The sequence below is a fragment of the Pedobacter sp. PLR genome, assembly GCF_026239675.1.
Taxonomy (GTDB): Bacteria; Bacteroidota; Bacteroidia; order Sphingobacteriales; family Sphingobacteriaceae; genus Pedobacter.
This window is the reverse complement of record NZ_JAPIVQ010000003.1, coordinates 434,367-449,491: the sequence shown is the minus strand read 5'-3', so window position 1 is coordinate 449,491 and position 15,125 is coordinate 434,367. Positions and strand designations below refer to the sequence as shown.

Genomic DNA, 15,125 nt, shown 5'->3' with positions numbered 1-15,125 from the left:
GATATAAATGAAACTCTCTCTTAATTTAAAAACAGCGCTCTGTACGTTTTTTATCTACGTATCTTTTTATTCCCCAATAATTGCTCAAAGCAGCAAAATAGACAGCTCAGCCATGGTTACGCTGCGCCTTGACCCCGGAAGCGCCAGAGGTGCTGCCGTTTCCCAGGTTTTTGAGGAAGTCAGCTTTATTCCACTGGAAACGACTAAGGAAAGCCTTTTTGGTTCAATTAGCCAGTTAGAGGTCACTGAAAAGTGTTTTATTGTTTATGACTACGATACCAAATCCATTTTAATTTTCAGCAAAGCGGGCAAGTTTAAGGCTAAAATAAACTCCAGCAATATTAAAGATGAAAAGGGAAAAGAAGCGCAGTCTTTCTGGGGATTTTCTTTAAAACAGGAGAACCATGAAGACTTTATTCAAATCAATTCCGGTAAATATTCGATCTATTTTGATCTGAATGGAAAACTGGCCAAAAAAGTACAGTCAAAGGATGATAAACCTGATAACGGATTAAAATTCGCAGATAAAACGCAAATCGTAGAAGGATACTTAGACAAGAAGGATAAAGACAGTATTTATTATCAGGTCGGCTTGGTTAAAGACAGTAATGAGGTGGCAAAATATCTCCCTTATAAAGCCGATAGATTTAAAAATGACCAATTTTATTCCGGAGGCAATCCTTTTTATGACAGTGGGATAGCGGATGAACTATTCTTCCTGAATTATTATGAGTACAACATTTTCAAGGTAACGCCAAAAAAGATGCTGCTGGCGTATCGCATTATATTTCCGGCAATTAATTCTTTACCCGCTGATTTTGCAGCTAATCCTGTCTATAAGAACAAAAGACAGGAATATTTTGAGAAGTACCCCAAAGCGTTCTATGCCATTAGTAACACCTATAAGATAGGAGATCAGCTGTTTTTAAAAATGCACAACTGGGACCATAGCAAGGAAAATAAAAACGCCTTAATCTACAACCTAAAAACGACCGCTTTAATTTCCGTTAACGGTATAGAACCAGATTCTTCCTCTTTCTTCCTGCCGGTAACCGACCTGGGATTTTATTATGATTTTTCAAACCGGGGCTTTCTTAAGTATGATAAAAAATACTTTTACACAAGTTATTCCTCATTGGCCATGTTTGCATTTAAGGAGCAAAGTGCAGATAAAAAACCAAAATATAATGCCCTGATGTCAAACTATTTTAAGACAGAAAACAGGAAAAGTAACCCGGTTATCATTCAGTTAAAACCTAAGCAAGACTAACGCTCCTCTCCATGTATCTATTCCGAATTTTAATCACAGCAGTATTGCTTGCTGTGACCTTAATTAATACAAAGGCTCAAACTATTAACCCAAGCCATATTGGTACTGCAAAAGGTATCTTAAGGGATACGGTTCATAATTATGTATTAAAATCAGCTACGGTCTCCATCTATAAAGCCGCCGACAGCACCTTGTTAAGTTACCAGATCAGCAATAACTACGGGGAATTCAAGTTCAATAACCTGCCTGTAAATCTGCTGTTGAAAGTTGAGATCAGCCATGTTGGGTATCAGGCTTTAAGTAAAAAATTTACCATTCCCGCAGCCAAAAATCTCCTGGACTTACAAACCATGATTGTCAAGCCAAGGGATATATCCTTACAAGAAGTGATGATTTCTATACCACCAGTTAGTATGAATGGGGATACCCTGGAGTTTAATGCCTCTGCATTTAAACTGGATAGCAATGCGGTAGTAGAGGATTTACTCCGGAAAATACCAAACATTACCCTATGGGGTGATGGACAAATTACCGTAAACGGTCGTGAAGTGAAAAGCATTTTAGTGAATGGCAAGCCTTTTTTTGGTGGGGATACGAAAATGGCGACTCAAAACATAGCCAAAAATGCTTTAGAAAAAATCCAGGTTTACAATACCATCAAGAATAAAAGTAATCCCCTGGATTCTACGCTTGAGGTTAACCTAAAGCTCAAAAAAGGAAAAGATATTGGTTATTTCGGGAAAATCGGAGCTGGTTACGGGACAAATAAGCGCTATGAATCAGATCTCAGTTTTAATATTTTCTCCCCAAAAATGGAAATTGCCCTTATCGGAGCGAGCAATAATGTCAATAAGATCGCCAATAATATTCAGGCCTTGCAAAGCAACAGCACTTTTAAAGGCGTTGGTACCAATGTAGCCTATCAACCGGATTTCAGAACTTCAGGCTTACACCAACCTAATGCAGGAGGTGTTGCTTTTACCTACAATTTTATTGAAAAGCCTACATACGACAAGAAGAACAGCTTAAACTCGAACTATTTTCTACAGAATAAGAACAGCGAAAATTTATACGAGGCAAAAACAACTACAACCTTAAATAACAATGAGATCATCACCGAGAAAAATAGCCGTAAAACTAATGATGTCAGTACAAACCACAAATTCGATTCTAAATATGAATGGGTAAAGAAAAACAAATCATTAAATATTTCGCAATACTTAACTGTAAATCAAGGGGAAACGAACAGTGGTAGTTTCAGGGCTGCAGAAAACGGACAAAATATATTAACGAGTACAAATAATTCCATTAATCAGAGTAACTATAAAAACACCAGTTTTAACCTGTTTGCTAATTATGTCCTGGGCCAGAATTACATGAAATACAACCAGCGTTTTAAAGGATTTAATGCAACTTACAACCTTACTGTTAATGAGAATAGCGCTCAGCGGTTAAACATCACGGAATTTAAATCTTACACCGATCCTGGAGCCAACAAAAATTTCAACCGCAAATACGACACTCAATCGGAGGGAATCAATCAGCAAATTGACGTTGAATTGCCCAATATTAAATCCATTATTTTTGGCAATTCCAAATTGGCAGGAATAGATTTCTCCATCACTAATAACCTGAACATTAACCACAATAAAGACCATAACCGGGTAAAGGATCTTGATGAGGCTAGTCAAAACTACCAGAATAATGACTATTTAACCAACCAGATTCAAACAAATGTGATCAATGAAACTACAGGTTTAAATATCAAAAAAACATTTTCAAAAAGTCTATCCAACAGATTCAATAAGGACTTGTCTTTTAACCTGAGTCCCAACCAGCAGTTTATCTACCAAAACAACCAATCTGACAGGTCCTTTCAGAATATTAAACGTAGCTATAGCCAGTTTTTACCGAATGCTACTGCTTCTTACGTTCACTATCAATACGGAGATTTTTACAAGAGTTACCGACTAAATTACACGACTACCCTACACATCCCTACCATATACCAATTGGCTCCTTTAACAGACAGTACCAATCTCTATGCTTTGCAAAAAGGGAATGTAAATCTAAAGGCCGCCCTGGAAAAGAAAATCCATTTCAGTTATTCCCATACTGATCAGACCAACAAAAACACGTTAAATTATAACCTGAATTTTAGCGCCGGCACAATTAAAAACAATATTGTAGATAGTGTGCTTATTGATGATCAAAATAGAAGAACGATCTACCTTGTCAATGCCGATGGGCATAAATACATAAATTTTTATGGAAGTATACGAAAAGCCATTAAACTTAAAACCTCAGAAATTCAGGTCAGTTTAAATACCTCAATAAATTCCTCCAGACAACCCGGGTACACGAATGATGTTTTCAGCTTCTCCAAAAATTTCAACACAAACACCGCATTAGAATTAAACTATACCTATAAAAGCGATCTCGCACTTGTACTTGGCGAAAGCTTTTCGACGTACCAATCAAAGCAGGAAGCTTTTAATACCGAATACAGTGGAAAAACGCTGACAACAACCCTAAGATCCAGCTATAATATAACCAAAAAACTCACGCTAAACAATATTGTAAGTTTCAATTCGAGTGCAGCAGCAGCAACTAAAACTGTTAATTTCACCATATGGAATGCAAATGCAACCTATCGGTTTCTTAAAGGGAACAATGCTGAATTCAAATTCTCTGCCCTTGATTTACTACGCGAAAACAACAGTATTATCAACTACGGAAATGCGAATGGATTTACCGTGGGTACTCAAAACGTGCTGGAACAGTATTTTATGATCACCTTCTCCTATTATCCGAGACAATTCGGGAAGAAAGGAGTAAAGAAATAAATGGGGTTTAAGGCCAGCTACTGTGACACAAAAAAAGCGCCCTGATTTCCATCAGGACGCTAATATGATTCAATTTACTTTAGCTTACAAAGAGGCTAAAATAGTATTCAATGTTTCACTTGGACGCATTGCTTTGTTTGCCAGCTCATCATTTGGATGGAAGTAACCACCAATATTTTGTGGCTTACCTTGTGCAGCGATTAGTTCTGCAGAAATCTTAGCTTCATTTTCAGTTAACGCTTTAGCCAATGGTGCAAATTTAGCTTGTAATTCAGCGTCCTTAGTTTGTTTCGCTAACTCCTGAGCCCAATATAGAGCCAGATAGAAATGAGAACCGCGGTTGTCAATTTGTCCGACTTTACGAGCTGGAGATTTATCATTAGCCAGGAAAGTTTCAGTAGCTGCGTCTAAAGTTTCAGCCAAAACTAAAGCTTTTGCATTGTTTTGTGTCTGACCTAAATGCTCTAAAGAAGCACCTAAAGCTAAAAACTCTCCCAATGAATCCCAACGTAAATAACCTTCTTCGATAAATTGTTCGATGTGTTTTGGAGCTGAACCACCAGCACCAGTTTCGAACAAACCACCACCATTCATTAAAGGAACAATGGATAACATTTTAGCAGAAGTTCCTAACTCTAAAATCGGGAATAAATCTGTTAAGTAGTCACGTAATACGTTACCAGTTACAGAGATGGTATCTAAACCTTTTCTAATTCTTTCTAAGGTAACTTTAGTCGCCTCAATTGGTGCAAGAATCTGAATATCCAGACCAGTAGTATCATGGTCAGCTAAATATTTTTTCACTTTCGCGATGATTTCTCTATCGTGGGCCCTGTTTTCATCTAACCAGAAGATTGCTGGTGTAGCTGATAAACGAGCTCTGTTCACTGCTAATTTAACCCAATCCTGAATTGGAGCGTCTTTAGTCTGGCACATGCGGAAGATATCGCCTGTTTCAACTTTTTGATCGAAGAAAACATTTCCATCTGCATCTGTTACACGGATCGTTCCGTTTGCTTTTGCCTGGAAAGTTTTATCATGTGAACCATATTCTTCTGCTTTTTGCGCCATTAAACCTACGTTAGGTACAGAACCCATTGTAGAAACATTAAAAGCGCCATTTACCTTACAATCATCAATTGTTGCTGTGTAAACACCAGCATAACAACGATCAGGAATTAAAGCTGTTGTATCCTGAGATTTACCGTCTTTGTTCCACATTTGACCCGAAGTACGGATCATTGCAGGCATCGAAGCATCTACAATTACATCACTTGGCACATGAAGGTTGGTAATTCCTTTATCAGAATTCACCATTGCCAATGCCGGACCATTCTCTATGGCTTTGGCTAAATCAGCTTCAATTTCTGCTTGCTTAGGGTGGCCTGCAATTTTTGCATAAACATCACCTAAACCATTGCTTGTATCAATATTTAGTTCCTTAAATAAATCTGCATATTTAGTAAACACATCAGCGAAGTAAACTTCTACAATGGCTCCAAAAATAAGTGGATCAGAAACTTTCATCATCGTTGCTTTTAAGTGCGCAGATAATAAAGTTCCTTCAGCTTTTGTTGCTGCAATTTCTTTAGCTACAAATGCTTTCAAAGCAGCTAAGCTTAAAGCTGAACTATCAATCACTTCACCTGCTTTTAATGGAGCTAAACCTTTTAATTCAGTAACGCCACCATCTTCAGCAACAAATTCTATTTTAAATTGAGTTGGATCAGTAACAGTTACAGATTTCTCTGAACCATAAAAATCACCTTCGCTCATGCTTGCCACACGGGTTTTAGAATCAGCAGACCATGCACCCATCGAGTGAGGGTTTACTTTTGCATAATTTTTAACCGCTTTAGGAGCTCTACGATCAGAGTTACCTTCACGTAAAACCGGATTTACTGCCGAACCTAATACTTTGCCGTATTTAGCTTTTATTGCTTTTTCTTCATCCGTTTGTGCGTTATCCGGATAGTTTGGCAAAGCATAACCTTGTGACTGTAATTCAGTAATGGCTTCCACCAATTGAGGAATAGAAGCTGAAATATTTGGTAATTTAATGATGTTAGCTTCGGGCGTAGTTGCTAATGCACCAAGCTCTACTAAAGCATCACCTATTTTTTGATCATCTTTTAAAAACTCAGGAAAGTTTGCTAATATTCTACCTGCTAAAGAAATATCTCTTGTTTCTACATCAATACCTGCTGATGCGGTAAAAGCTTGTACGATTGGTAAAAATGAATAGGTTGCCAACATTGGCGCCTCATCGGTTTTGGTGTAGATAATTTTTGATGTATTCGACATATTGATTTTTGCTTTATAAGATTAACTATTCGATAGATTTTAATTGTAAACCTATCCATATTTTAAAATCGCCTAAATATAAAATAATCGTCCGACTAAAGGAACATACTAATGTATTTTATGGTATTAAAATAGACGATAAACCTAATGGTTAAGCGACGATGAAGATGGAGTCAAGCTCAGATGTTGCACGGAATGGCGTAGGCTGGAGACCATTTTGATCCGCAGTTGTTATAGGGCTGGTTCCATGTTAGAAAATACCAACATCAGCAGCCAGCAAAACAAAAATAATTTTTAACCCGGATTACTTTGATATTGAAAGCAAGACTAGCTATTGCGCCTGATTAATTATATTTCGCACCACCTCATCAAGATTCTGAGCTGCTTTTGCCAGCATATCTATGACATCGGCATTACATGTGGTGTCTTGGTTTTCTTTGATCAATTCTACAAGGCCCAATATGCTGGCTAGTGGAGCCCTTACTTCGTGCGATTGTGTCCATGATATCTTTTTCAGTTGTTCATTCTGTTTTTCAATCATTTTCATTTGCATCAATTGCTCAATTTGATTTTTTTTCTGCTCAGTAATATCAACAAAATAAACAGCCAGGCCGTCTTTTTTGGGATACACATGCATTGATCCCCAAACGCCAAGCGCTGTATAGCATTCTTCAAAATGTACGCTTATTTTTTCCTTTAATGCACGTTGGTATTCCTGATAAAACCTTCCTTCTTTTGATCCGGGAAAGAATTCCCAGAGGCTTTTCCCCAACAAATCCGCTCTTTTACAGTTTAAGATCCGTTCTGCCTCTTTGTTGATATAAGTGACTTCCCAATTTTCGTTCATGGCATAAAATCCATCAGTGATACTTTCCAGAATGTCAGCAATCTCCTCATTCTTTTCTTTTAGGGCATTTTCTGCCTTAACTTTTTGATCAATGTCAATTGCCATGACCACCCTGACCACTCTATTTTGGAAAATGTTACAATGTGCGTAGATGTGAACAAAGAATTGTTCGCCGTTTTTACGGATGTGTTTCCACACTCCATAATCGGAATAAATAGCCTTTATTTCCTGGATAGCCTTCTTGAAGCGTTTAACTTCTTCCACTGACCTGATTTGTAAGGCACCCATTAAGAGAAACTCTTCTTTTTGGTATCCGTACTGATTTAAAGCAGCAGCATTGACTGCCAGAAATTCATAAGTATGGAGATCAAAGATGTACATTGGCGCTGGGTTTCCCTCAAAAATTTGTCTGAAACTGGCCGATTCTGTATCCGTCGGATTGATCTTAACAGGGGTATTCATCATGATTTTACACTAAATAGGGAACCCAATTTAGTAAAAAATATGATTTAAGCATCGCTCTTTTAACGTACTTCAGATCAGGCGTACCTGAGGTGGTGGTTTCATACACCTTTTTCACTTGCTCCGACTGTTCCCGGGCTTGCGTGTCTTGTCCTGAAATCATAAGATTGCGTATTACCGCATAGGGAAGACAACTTTGACGTTAATTCCATAAATCAGGACAAAGCTTCAGAAAGAAGCCGGAAAGTTAAATGGTTCTTTTACAGAGCCCTTCCTGAAATTGGCTGGATGTATAATACTCGTGTTTAAGCTTGAACATTTGACGAATTGGTTGGTGATCCCTGTTAGGGAATCCCGTACAGAAAACTTTTAACTTCGATAGGTATATCCCTGAAGCTTCATAAAAGAGAAAAGGTATGGAAAAAAGTATCATTGCTCCACAAGTTTTGGGATTGATCCCTTTTATCGACCACATCTTCCGGCATAACCTGCAGAGGATCAATAAAAAAGGGTTGCTTTTTTATGAGCAACCCTTTGATTCTTCGGACATCAGTCCGGTATGTACCGTTTCTCCGGAATACTTTGAACATTTAGATCGATTTTTAGGGCTTATGGAACCTATTATTAATGATTTAAGTGTCAAAGGTTTTATTTGAATTTGCCTTTACTCTAGTTGTTAATTGTGCAAATTTAACGAAAAACAACCTTAACCGGACTGCTATTGAACCAAAAACTTGGAAGTAAAGTAATTTTGGTTTATGGGCCATGATGAGTTCGATCCATCGATCAAACACTATACTAAGAAAATACAATAACTGAAAGTAAAAAAACAAGCAAAGGACTCAATAGAATAAAATAATAAGATATATGATCAACTAAAGTATTCTTTTCATCAGTAATTAAATCATCTTTTTTATCTATATAATTCCTGTTTAAATATTGTAGAACATAAATCGCTAAAAAATAAAATGGTATATATATATACTTAGGAATATTTTTAAGAAAGGCGCTGAAAAATATGGCTACTACTACAAGCAACTGAACATTAAAGGCAAACATCAAACGAACCGTCTTATCTTTAACCCCTCTTTTATCTTTAGTTCTTGTTAAATAATTAAAAAACCAATCAATTACGCTCTTATACGGATTTAATGTCATAATTAAATTTTTGTTGGAACCATGCCTAAATTAATTAAATATCTTTGAATAGTCTGTTCGACTGGAGGCAAATTGGTATCTACCATTCCCTTTATACCATCAATTGCACCTGTAGCATCTAAAATCGCATAGGCAGCAAGAGCCCCTAAACTTACTATCCATCAAATGCACCGACAATGGGTTTGACACTTCTACTGTACCCACCTGAAATTTTGTTTGAAATGCATTTAAATCAAAATTAGCAAAATCTAGTGTCATTACTAATTTTAGAAAACTGATACAAAGGCTGTTTGATAATTTATTATATATACTAAAAAAAAAATTCGGTAGAAAAGTGCACATGAAGGGTGATTGGTTACTAATTTCATTTTGGGAAGATTTTTTCTTTTTAGGTCCTATAGGAGATGAGAAGAAAATGATGATGGAAGTAATTCTCAATCTTATAAAGATCAAGAATTAAAAAAGCCTCTAGATATCATCTAAAGGCTCCAATAAATATATTTTTTAATAACCTTTCCCATATGGGAAAGATTGCTGTAACGTTACTCCGGATTACTTTGAACATTTAGATCGTTTTTTAAGGCTTATTGAACCTATTATTAATGATTTAAGTGTCAAAGGTTTTATTTGAATTTGCCTTTGTTCTAGTTGTTAATTAGGGCAAAACTAGCGAAAAACAACCTTAACCGGACTAGTATTGAACCAAAAACCTGGAAGTAATTTATAGTTTTGATTTATATACTCTTCGGTCCTTATGGACTTTTGTGTTAAAGTATGTTACTATCTACTTAAAGGTAGCAACTCCACATACTGTTACTGGGTTTGAATCTGTAAAAGTAGTGAGCTATAAATTTCATTAGCTGAACAATTTTGTTTTATCGTTTTCCAGTGCTATACCCCATTTGGAACAGCTGCCACTGGCTCCTCTTTTTGTCCTTCTTTTACCAAATAATTGGTTGGGCTTCTTTTTGACAACGGGATTTCAGGTATTTTAAGTGTTACCATAAAACTTGCAATTACTAATACTAAAATCGCATCATAAACATTAGCTATTCCATTAGTATAAGCGCTGGCTGAAGTTGAGAATTGAGCGGTGGCTATGGATAATGTTAATATTACACCTAACATAGCAGATGTAATTAAACCTCCGATCTGCCGGGAAAATTGGCAAGCTGATGTTGCTTGACCGATGAGGTGTCTATCAGTGGCATTCTGCACCGCAAGCGTGTACAAAGCCATTGAGGGACCAATACCTAATCCACATATAGCAAGATAGCACAATAGACGAGCATACGAAACGCTTTCATTGACTCGAATGAGTAGCATCAGTCCCAGGCTTAGCAGGATAAGGCCACCAAGCATCCAGAATTTGTAATGGCCGTATTTTGACACCATCCTACCTGAAAGCATTGATGTGCAAACAATACCTAAAGACAGTGGTACTAAACCTATTCCTGCACGGGTAGCAGATTGGCCTAACACATTCACCATAAAGAGTGGTTCAAAAATAATGATGCCAAAAAAAGCACCCCCCAACAGGAAAATTGCGATTGACGCCGGCCGGAAAACCCGGTTTTTAAACAACCCAAAGTTCAATAAAGGATTGGAAGTTAAACGACTCCTGATCATGAACAGCAACAAGATGGATAAAGCCCCAACGAACAGTATGACAACAACCTTCTTTCCAAATATGCCTTTACTCGATTGAATGGCTAAAACAAATGTGCCTATACCAGTAATGAGTAATAGTGCTGAAAGCCTATCCAATTTTATGTTTTGCTGAACAGGCAACAAAGCTGGCATTTGTCGGGTAATAAAGATCAAGGCAATCAAACCGAATGGTAAATTGATGAAAAACACGAGCCTCCATCCTGCCATTCCTGATATTAAATGACTTCCATGATCGGTGAGGAAGCCACCAAGCATTGGCCCTAAAATGGATGCTACAGCAAATACTGCCCCAGTATAACCTTGGAAACGTCCGCGTTCAGCCGGGCTAAATAGATCTGCAATAATCACAAAAGCCATTGCAAATAAACCTGCTCCTCCTAAACCCTGAATACCCCTGGCTAAAATTAGCTGAGTCATGCCGTCACCAAAGAACCAAGGCAAATTAAACTGCCCAGCAAAACCACATAAACAGGAGCCTAATAAAAACACACACACGGAAGTTAGTTCGATTGCTTTGCGGGAATAGATATCGGCAAGTTTTCCATAAATCGGGATCAATGCTGTGCTTGCCATAAGATAAGCGGTAGTAATCCAAACAAACCGATCCATACCATGCAGATCCGCTACAATTTGAGGAACCGCAGCAGAAACGATGGTCTGATCAAGAGCCCCGAGAAACATAGCCAATAAGATCCCCGTTAAGATCATCATCTTTTGACGATGCGTTGTCTCTACACACATTCTTTCAAAAAAGCTTCTGGATCAACAGAATGATACTCCATCTTTAAATTGCCATTTTGATCCCACCAATGTTCTTCTGGACGATCCCAATAAAGTTCTATTCCATTCCCATCGGGATCATTTAGATAAATTGATTCATTTACAACATGATCAACAACAGAAGTGATGATCACGTCTGCTGCTTTTAGGCGTTGATAAACCTTAATCATCTCACTGCGTTTGGAAAATAAAATCGCCAGGTGAAATAACCCTGTTGTTCCTTGCGCTGGTACCGAACCGTTTTTACTGTGCCAGGTGTTTAAGCAGATATCATGGTGATATCCACCATAAGCTAAAAAGACGGCTTCATCCCCAATTTGCTTGGTAATTTTAAAACCAAGCACTCCGCTGTAAAATGCAAGAGCGCGATTAAGGTCTGCTACTTTAAGATTAATGTGTCCGATGCGGACCCCACCTACTGGTTTGTTCAGTTCTTGGTTGTTTTTTTGTATTGACATTTTTTAGAAAAATTAACAATGCAAAGAACCGTTATGCGGATTAAATTTGAAATGGAAGGACAAAGGCAATGATTGTACTATTCCCTGTTTTTATTGCGGAAAGTTAATGGGCTAATACCTACATGTTTTTTAAAAATCTTAAAAAAATAGGTATGGTCTGCGAAGCCCAAACTATGGGCAATTTCTTTCACATCCATTGAAGTATAGTACAGCAGGCGTTTGGATTCAAGCAAAAGTTCTGTCCTGATCCAATAGCTAATGGTAAATCCTGTTTCCTTCTTGATGGTGTCATTAAGATAGTTTTCTGTGACATTCAATAATTCAGCGTAGGTAGAAGGGCTTTTTAATTCCTTAAAATATGTGTTAAGCAAAGACTTGAATTGCCTACACAATTTATTTCTTCCCGTAATTTTCAAACTTAGACTATCTTGACGATTGTATTCGCAAGCGATAATCCCCACAAATGAGTGTAGGAGTGTTCGTATAACTTCCTGTTCTAAACTCCGATTTACACTAGAAGAATTTCTTTTTTGGATGATCTGTAATAAAGCCAGGGATTGGCTGAAGGACTCTGGACTCAATGTAAGGGCTTGCTGCAAAAAAAGGTTTTCTTCAAAAGCACTCCGCAATTCGATAGGAAGGAGTTGAGCATCGACTGCCAGGAACCAACCGTTCGCTTGTTGGTTGTTAATCCTACTATGAACCTGCCCCGGTAAGATATAATATACCTGATTAGGTTGAAAAGTGACTTCTTGAAAATCAATCAAAAGATGAGCCCTTCCTTCTTCAAATAAGAAAAAGATATAATGATCATCTCTATGAACCCCGATTTTTTGCCCGGGAGCAGGATGTTCACCCATACAGAACCGACGAAGGTTTAACGTTCCATTGTTCTGATTTAAATAGTGAATAGGAATTTTGTTCATATAATCTTCAATATATAGTTATATTTGTAACCGTTACAAATATAACTATTGATCATGAATTTGTCGAATGAAAAAAAAGTATCCTTAGAATTGAATAGTGTTGACCTGATCAAATATGCTTTGTTTAAAGATTACCATTTACCAAAGGAGTTTGCGATTAATATTACGCAGGAAAGAATTTTAATGAACGTAAAAAACTCCATGAACTTATCTATGGTATCCATTTCCAGGGCCATTGGTTTAGAAAAAGGACCATTTTCTAAATCTGTTGATAAACTAGAAGAACTTGATTTATTACAAAGAGTTCGCTCCTCCTCAGATAAAAGATTGGTCCATTTAAATTTAACACCAAAAGGAGATCTACTGGCTAAAGAAGTAGAAATGAGTATGGAAAATCACTTTTCCGAACAAATAAAAACGCTAAATGAGCAACAATTAAAAGCTTTTTTCGACTCCTTAGAAACACTAAAAAAAACTGCTGAAATTTTAATATCAAAATAAAACATGAATAAAATGCCAATTAATAAAAAAGAACATTTAGTCTATACATTTTTAATGGTGCTGTTTATGGCCGCTGTAATGACCTCCTACAACGTCATCCTACACAATGGATTCTCCGTAGAAAGTATAAAGATCGCCTGGTTAATGTTTCCTTTTACATTTGTAACCGCTTTTTTATGCGAATGGTTTCTTGTAGGAAAACTGGCGATGAAACTCTCCCATAAATTATTGAAACAGGATGATTTGATCATCAAAAAAGTCCTGATCACAGCTTTATTTTTTGTAACAGGTATGGTTGTATTGATGTCTTTTTTTGGTCCATTATTAGCTAACGGTTTTTCAACAGATATCCTGGAAATATGGGGAAAAAGCATTCCTGTAAACTTTGCAATGGCTTATCCACTCCAGGTAATTATTGCTGGTCCAGTTGTAGGTTATGTCTTTAGAAAATTATTTCCAGTAGGGACGCTGATGGTAGGATAATAAAAGCCTGATGAGGCTGATCTATCGACCAAAAGATTCTGAGCCTTTCACTATAACTATGCCTAGTTGAGGAAAATTCTGCTTTTCTAACTTACACAGTTAAAAAACTAAAAAAGCCTTTAGATATCATCTAAAGGCTCTAAAAATATAATTTTTATAATCTTTCCCATATGGGAAAAATTTCTGTACCGTTTCTCCGGATTACTTTGAACATTTAGATCGTTTTTTAAGGCTTATAGAAGCTATTATTAATGATTTAAGTGTCAAAGGTTTTATTTGAATTTGCCTTTGCTCTAGTTTATACTAGTGCAAATTTAGTCAAAAATAACCTTAACCGGACTACTCTTGAACCAAAAACTTGGAAGTAAAGTAATTTATAGTTTTAGTTGAAGTTACCAGACCTGTAGTACACAAGAGCCAGATTCCTCTCAGTTTTTTTAAAAAAAAATTAACGAGCGTTTTTAACACAAACACAATCACCAGTAACAGGGTCCAACTCTATGTGTTCATCAGGTTCACAATGGCAATTGAACAGTGAATTTACACCCGTATTTGCCGTAAGCCCCAATTTTACTAAAGTAAATTCTTCTAGGCCATTTTTAGCCAACACTTCATTTAACTGGGCAGAGATAAGTTTTAATTTCTTAACAGAGATCTTTTTAGCCATGGTTTTAATGTTTAGTTATTTGAAATAGTATGTATTAAGATAGAGTCTTTAATAGTGGTATTACGTCCATTTTCGTCAAGTAGATGGCATTTGAGCCAGATCCTTTTACCGACACCGATTTCGCCTGGTGTATATGTAGCTGACACGTTGGAACTGGCATTACTAGAAAGCTGTAACTGCCGATAGAAGCCGTTCACCGGCGTTCCATCCTCATAGCTATCACTAAAAATCACCTTATTACCTTTAGACACGAATTTATTGGAATTGTTAACCAGTTGGCCTATGATACTGATTTCATTGCCATATTTCACCATAACAGAAAATGAACTCGCCGTTAGCGTCAGTTTGTCAGGAATACTACTTAAAGCCTGAACACTAACCATTTTGGTGAAATCGCGCTTCTCATTAGAAAGGTCTACCCTGGCTTTTATCGTAATTGTACCAGTGGAGATGGGCGCTTTAAACTGGACACGGGAAATCAGCTTTTCTCCTTCAAAAATAGCCTTTTGAGAAATGGTAGAATCTCCCTTTTCACCGAAGCTTCCGTTGTTACTCGTAAACACTACAATTCTTCTGTCCGGATCAGAATCTTCATTAATTTCTGCAGTAACATAAAGGGTACTGCTTCCATCTGCAGGTACTTCAGTAGCGGAAACCTTCAATGATCTGATCAGATCGGTGGAAATGACTTTTTCTTTTTTACAGCTATTAAATAGTAATAGCAATAAAACTAAAACGCTTAAATTTTTCAT

14 protein-coding genes are annotated in these 15,125 nt (G+C 37.0%); 5 read left to right on the top strand and 9 right to left on the bottom strand.

The annotated features are described in order from the left end of the window. The first annotated feature begins 7 nt into the window (after positions 1 to 7). Together OQX61_RS09055 and OQX61_RS09050 are read left to right on the top strand one after the other, a co-directional pair. On the top strand, positions 8 to 1,270 hold the full coding sequence (locus OQX61_RS09055) for a 6-bladed beta-propeller (protein ID WP_265841340.1): 1,263 nt from the start codon (positions 8 to 10) through the stop codon (positions 1,268 to 1,270). An 11-nt stretch (positions 1,271 to 1,281) separates the two neighbouring features. Then, positions 1,282 to 4,116 (top strand): hypothetical protein, encoded by a 2,835-nt coding sequence (locus OQX61_RS09050; RefSeq protein ID WP_265841339.1) that lies wholly within the window; start codon positions 1,282 to 1,284, stop codon positions 4,114 to 4,116. A gap of 84 nt (positions 4,117 to 4,200) precedes the next feature. On the opposite strand, the gene OQX61_RS09045 is transcribed toward OQX61_RS09050, so the two are convergent. From OQX61_RS09045 to OQX61_RS09035, 3 genes are all read right to left on the bottom strand, one after another. Next, positions 4,201 to 6,420 carry an NADP-dependent isocitrate dehydrogenase gene (locus tag OQX61_RS09045; RefSeq protein ID WP_265841338.1) on the bottom strand — a complete coding sequence of 740 codons (2,220 nt, stop codon included), beginning with the start codon at positions 6,418 to 6,420 and terminating at the stop codon, positions 4,201 to 4,203. A 331-nt stretch (positions 6,421 to 6,751) separates the two neighbouring features. Next, entirely contained in the window at positions 6,752 to 7,732 is a 981-nt protein-coding gene (locus OQX61_RS09040) for a PAS domain S-box protein (protein ID WP_265841337.1), read from the bottom strand. A 4-nt stretch (positions 7,733 to 7,736) separates the two neighbouring features. Further along, positions 7,737 to 7,892, bottom strand: a complete 156-nt coding sequence (locus OQX61_RS09035; RefSeq protein ID WP_265841336.1) for a hypothetical protein — start codon at positions 7,890 to 7,892, stop codon at positions 7,737 to 7,739. 253 nt (positions 7,893 to 8,145) lie between these two features. Between OQX61_RS09035 and OQX61_RS09030 the strand changes: the two genes are divergently transcribed. Then, positions 8,146 to 8,385, top strand: a complete 240-nt coding sequence (locus OQX61_RS09030; RefSeq protein WP_265841335.1) for a hypothetical protein — start codon at positions 8,146 to 8,148, stop codon at positions 8,383 to 8,385. A gap of 142 nt (positions 8,386 to 8,527) precedes the next feature. Here OQX61_RS09030 and OQX61_RS09025 read toward each other — a convergent pair whose 3' ends face one another. From OQX61_RS09025 to OQX61_RS09010, 4 genes are all read right to left on the bottom strand, one after another. Continuing rightward, entirely contained in the window at positions 8,528 to 8,887 is a 360-nt protein-coding gene (locus tag OQX61_RS09025) for a hypothetical protein (protein ID WP_265841334.1), read from the bottom strand. Between the two features lie 891 nt (positions 8,888 to 9,778). Beyond that, entirely contained in the window at positions 9,779 to 11,269 is a 1,491-nt protein-coding gene (locus OQX61_RS09020; RefSeq protein ID WP_265841333.1) for an MDR family MFS transporter, read from the bottom strand. A gap of 20 nt (positions 11,270 to 11,289) precedes the next feature. After that, positions 11,290 to 11,796: a VOC family protein gene (locus OQX61_RS09015; RefSeq protein ID WP_265841332.1), complete on the bottom strand. Its 507-nt coding sequence runs from the start codon at positions 11,794 to 11,796 to the stop codon at positions 11,290 to 11,292. A 77-nt stretch (positions 11,797 to 11,873) separates the two neighbouring features. Beyond that, entirely contained in the window at positions 11,874 to 12,722 is an 849-nt protein-coding gene (locus OQX61_RS09010; RefSeq protein ID WP_265841331.1) for a helix-turn-helix domain-containing protein, read from the bottom strand. Positions 12,723 to 12,776: 54 nt separating this feature from the next. Between OQX61_RS09010 and OQX61_RS09005 the strand changes: the two genes are divergently transcribed. Both OQX61_RS09005 and OQX61_RS09000 read left to right on the top strand, forming a co-directional pair. Then, on the top strand, positions 12,777 to 13,223 hold the full coding sequence (locus OQX61_RS09005; protein ID WP_265841330.1) for a MarR family winged helix-turn-helix transcriptional regulator: 447 nt from the start codon (positions 12,777 to 12,779) through the stop codon (positions 13,221 to 13,223). 12 nt (positions 13,224 to 13,235) lie between these two features. Next, on the top strand, positions 13,236 to 13,706 hold the full coding sequence (locus tag OQX61_RS09000; protein ID WP_265841329.1) for a DUF2798 domain-containing protein: 471 nt from the start codon (positions 13,236 to 13,238) through the stop codon (positions 13,704 to 13,706). Positions 13,707 to 14,154: 448 nt separating this feature from the next. On the opposite strand, the gene OQX61_RS08995 is transcribed toward OQX61_RS09000, so the two are convergent. Next, entirely contained in the window at positions 14,155 to 14,373 is a 219-nt protein-coding gene (locus OQX61_RS08995) for a hypothetical protein (protein WP_265841328.1), read from the bottom strand. A gap of 11 nt (positions 14,374 to 14,384) precedes the next feature. Beyond that, a complete protein-coding gene (locus tag OQX61_RS08990; protein ID WP_265841327.1) occupies positions 14,385 to 15,125 on the bottom strand; it encodes a hypothetical protein in 741 nt (246 codons plus the stop codon).

Bases quoted from the DNA above. Each gene is read 5' to 3' on its own strand.
- OQX61_RS09055 (WP_265841340.1), top strand. From the start codon at position 8: ATGAAACTCTCTCTTAATTTAAAAACAGCGCTCTGTACGTTTTTTATC.
- OQX61_RS09050 (WP_265841339.1), top strand. From the start codon at position 1,282: ATGTATCTATTCCGAATTTTAATCACAGCAGTATTGCTTGCTGTGACC.
- OQX61_RS09045 (WP_265841338.1), bottom strand. From the start codon at position 6,420: ATGTCGAATACATCAAAAATTATCTACACCAAAACCGATGAGGCGCCA.
- OQX61_RS09040 (WP_265841337.1), bottom strand. From the start codon at position 7,732: ATGATGAATACCCCTGTTAAGATCAATCCGACGGATACAGAATCGGCC.
- OQX61_RS09035 (WP_265841336.1), bottom strand. From the start codon at position 7,892: ATGATTTCAGGACAAGACACGCAAGCCCGGGAACAGTCGGAGCAAGTG.
- OQX61_RS09030 (WP_265841335.1), top strand. From the start codon at position 8,146: ATGGAAAAAAGTATCATTGCTCCACAAGTTTTGGGATTGATCCCTTTT.
- OQX61_RS09025 (WP_265841334.1), bottom strand. From the start codon at position 8,887: ATGACATTAAATCCGTATAAGAGCGTAATTGATTGGTTTTTTAATTAT.
- OQX61_RS09020 (WP_265841333.1), bottom strand. From the start codon at position 11,269: ATGATGATCTTAACGGGGATCTTATTGGCTATGTTTCTCGGGGCTCTT.
- OQX61_RS09015 (WP_265841332.1), bottom strand. From the start codon at position 11,796: ATGTCAATACAAAAAAACAACCAAGAACTGAACAAACCAGTAGGTGGG.
- OQX61_RS09010 (WP_265841331.1), bottom strand. From the start codon at position 12,722: ATGAACAAAATTCCTATTCACTATTTAAATCAGAACAATGGAACGTTA.
- OQX61_RS09005 (WP_265841330.1), top strand. From the start codon at position 12,777: ATGAATTTGTCGAATGAAAAAAAAGTATCCTTAGAATTGAATAGTGTT.
- OQX61_RS09000 (WP_265841329.1), top strand. From the start codon at position 13,236: ATGCCAATTAATAAAAAAGAACATTTAGTCTATACATTTTTAATGGTG.
- OQX61_RS08995 (WP_265841328.1), bottom strand. From the start codon at position 14,373: ATGGCTAAAAAGATCTCTGTTAAGAAATTAAAACTTATCTCTGCCCAG.
- OQX61_RS08990 (WP_265841327.1), bottom strand. From the start codon at position 15,125: ATGAAAAATTTAAGCGTTTTAGTTTTATTGCTATTACTATTTAATAGC.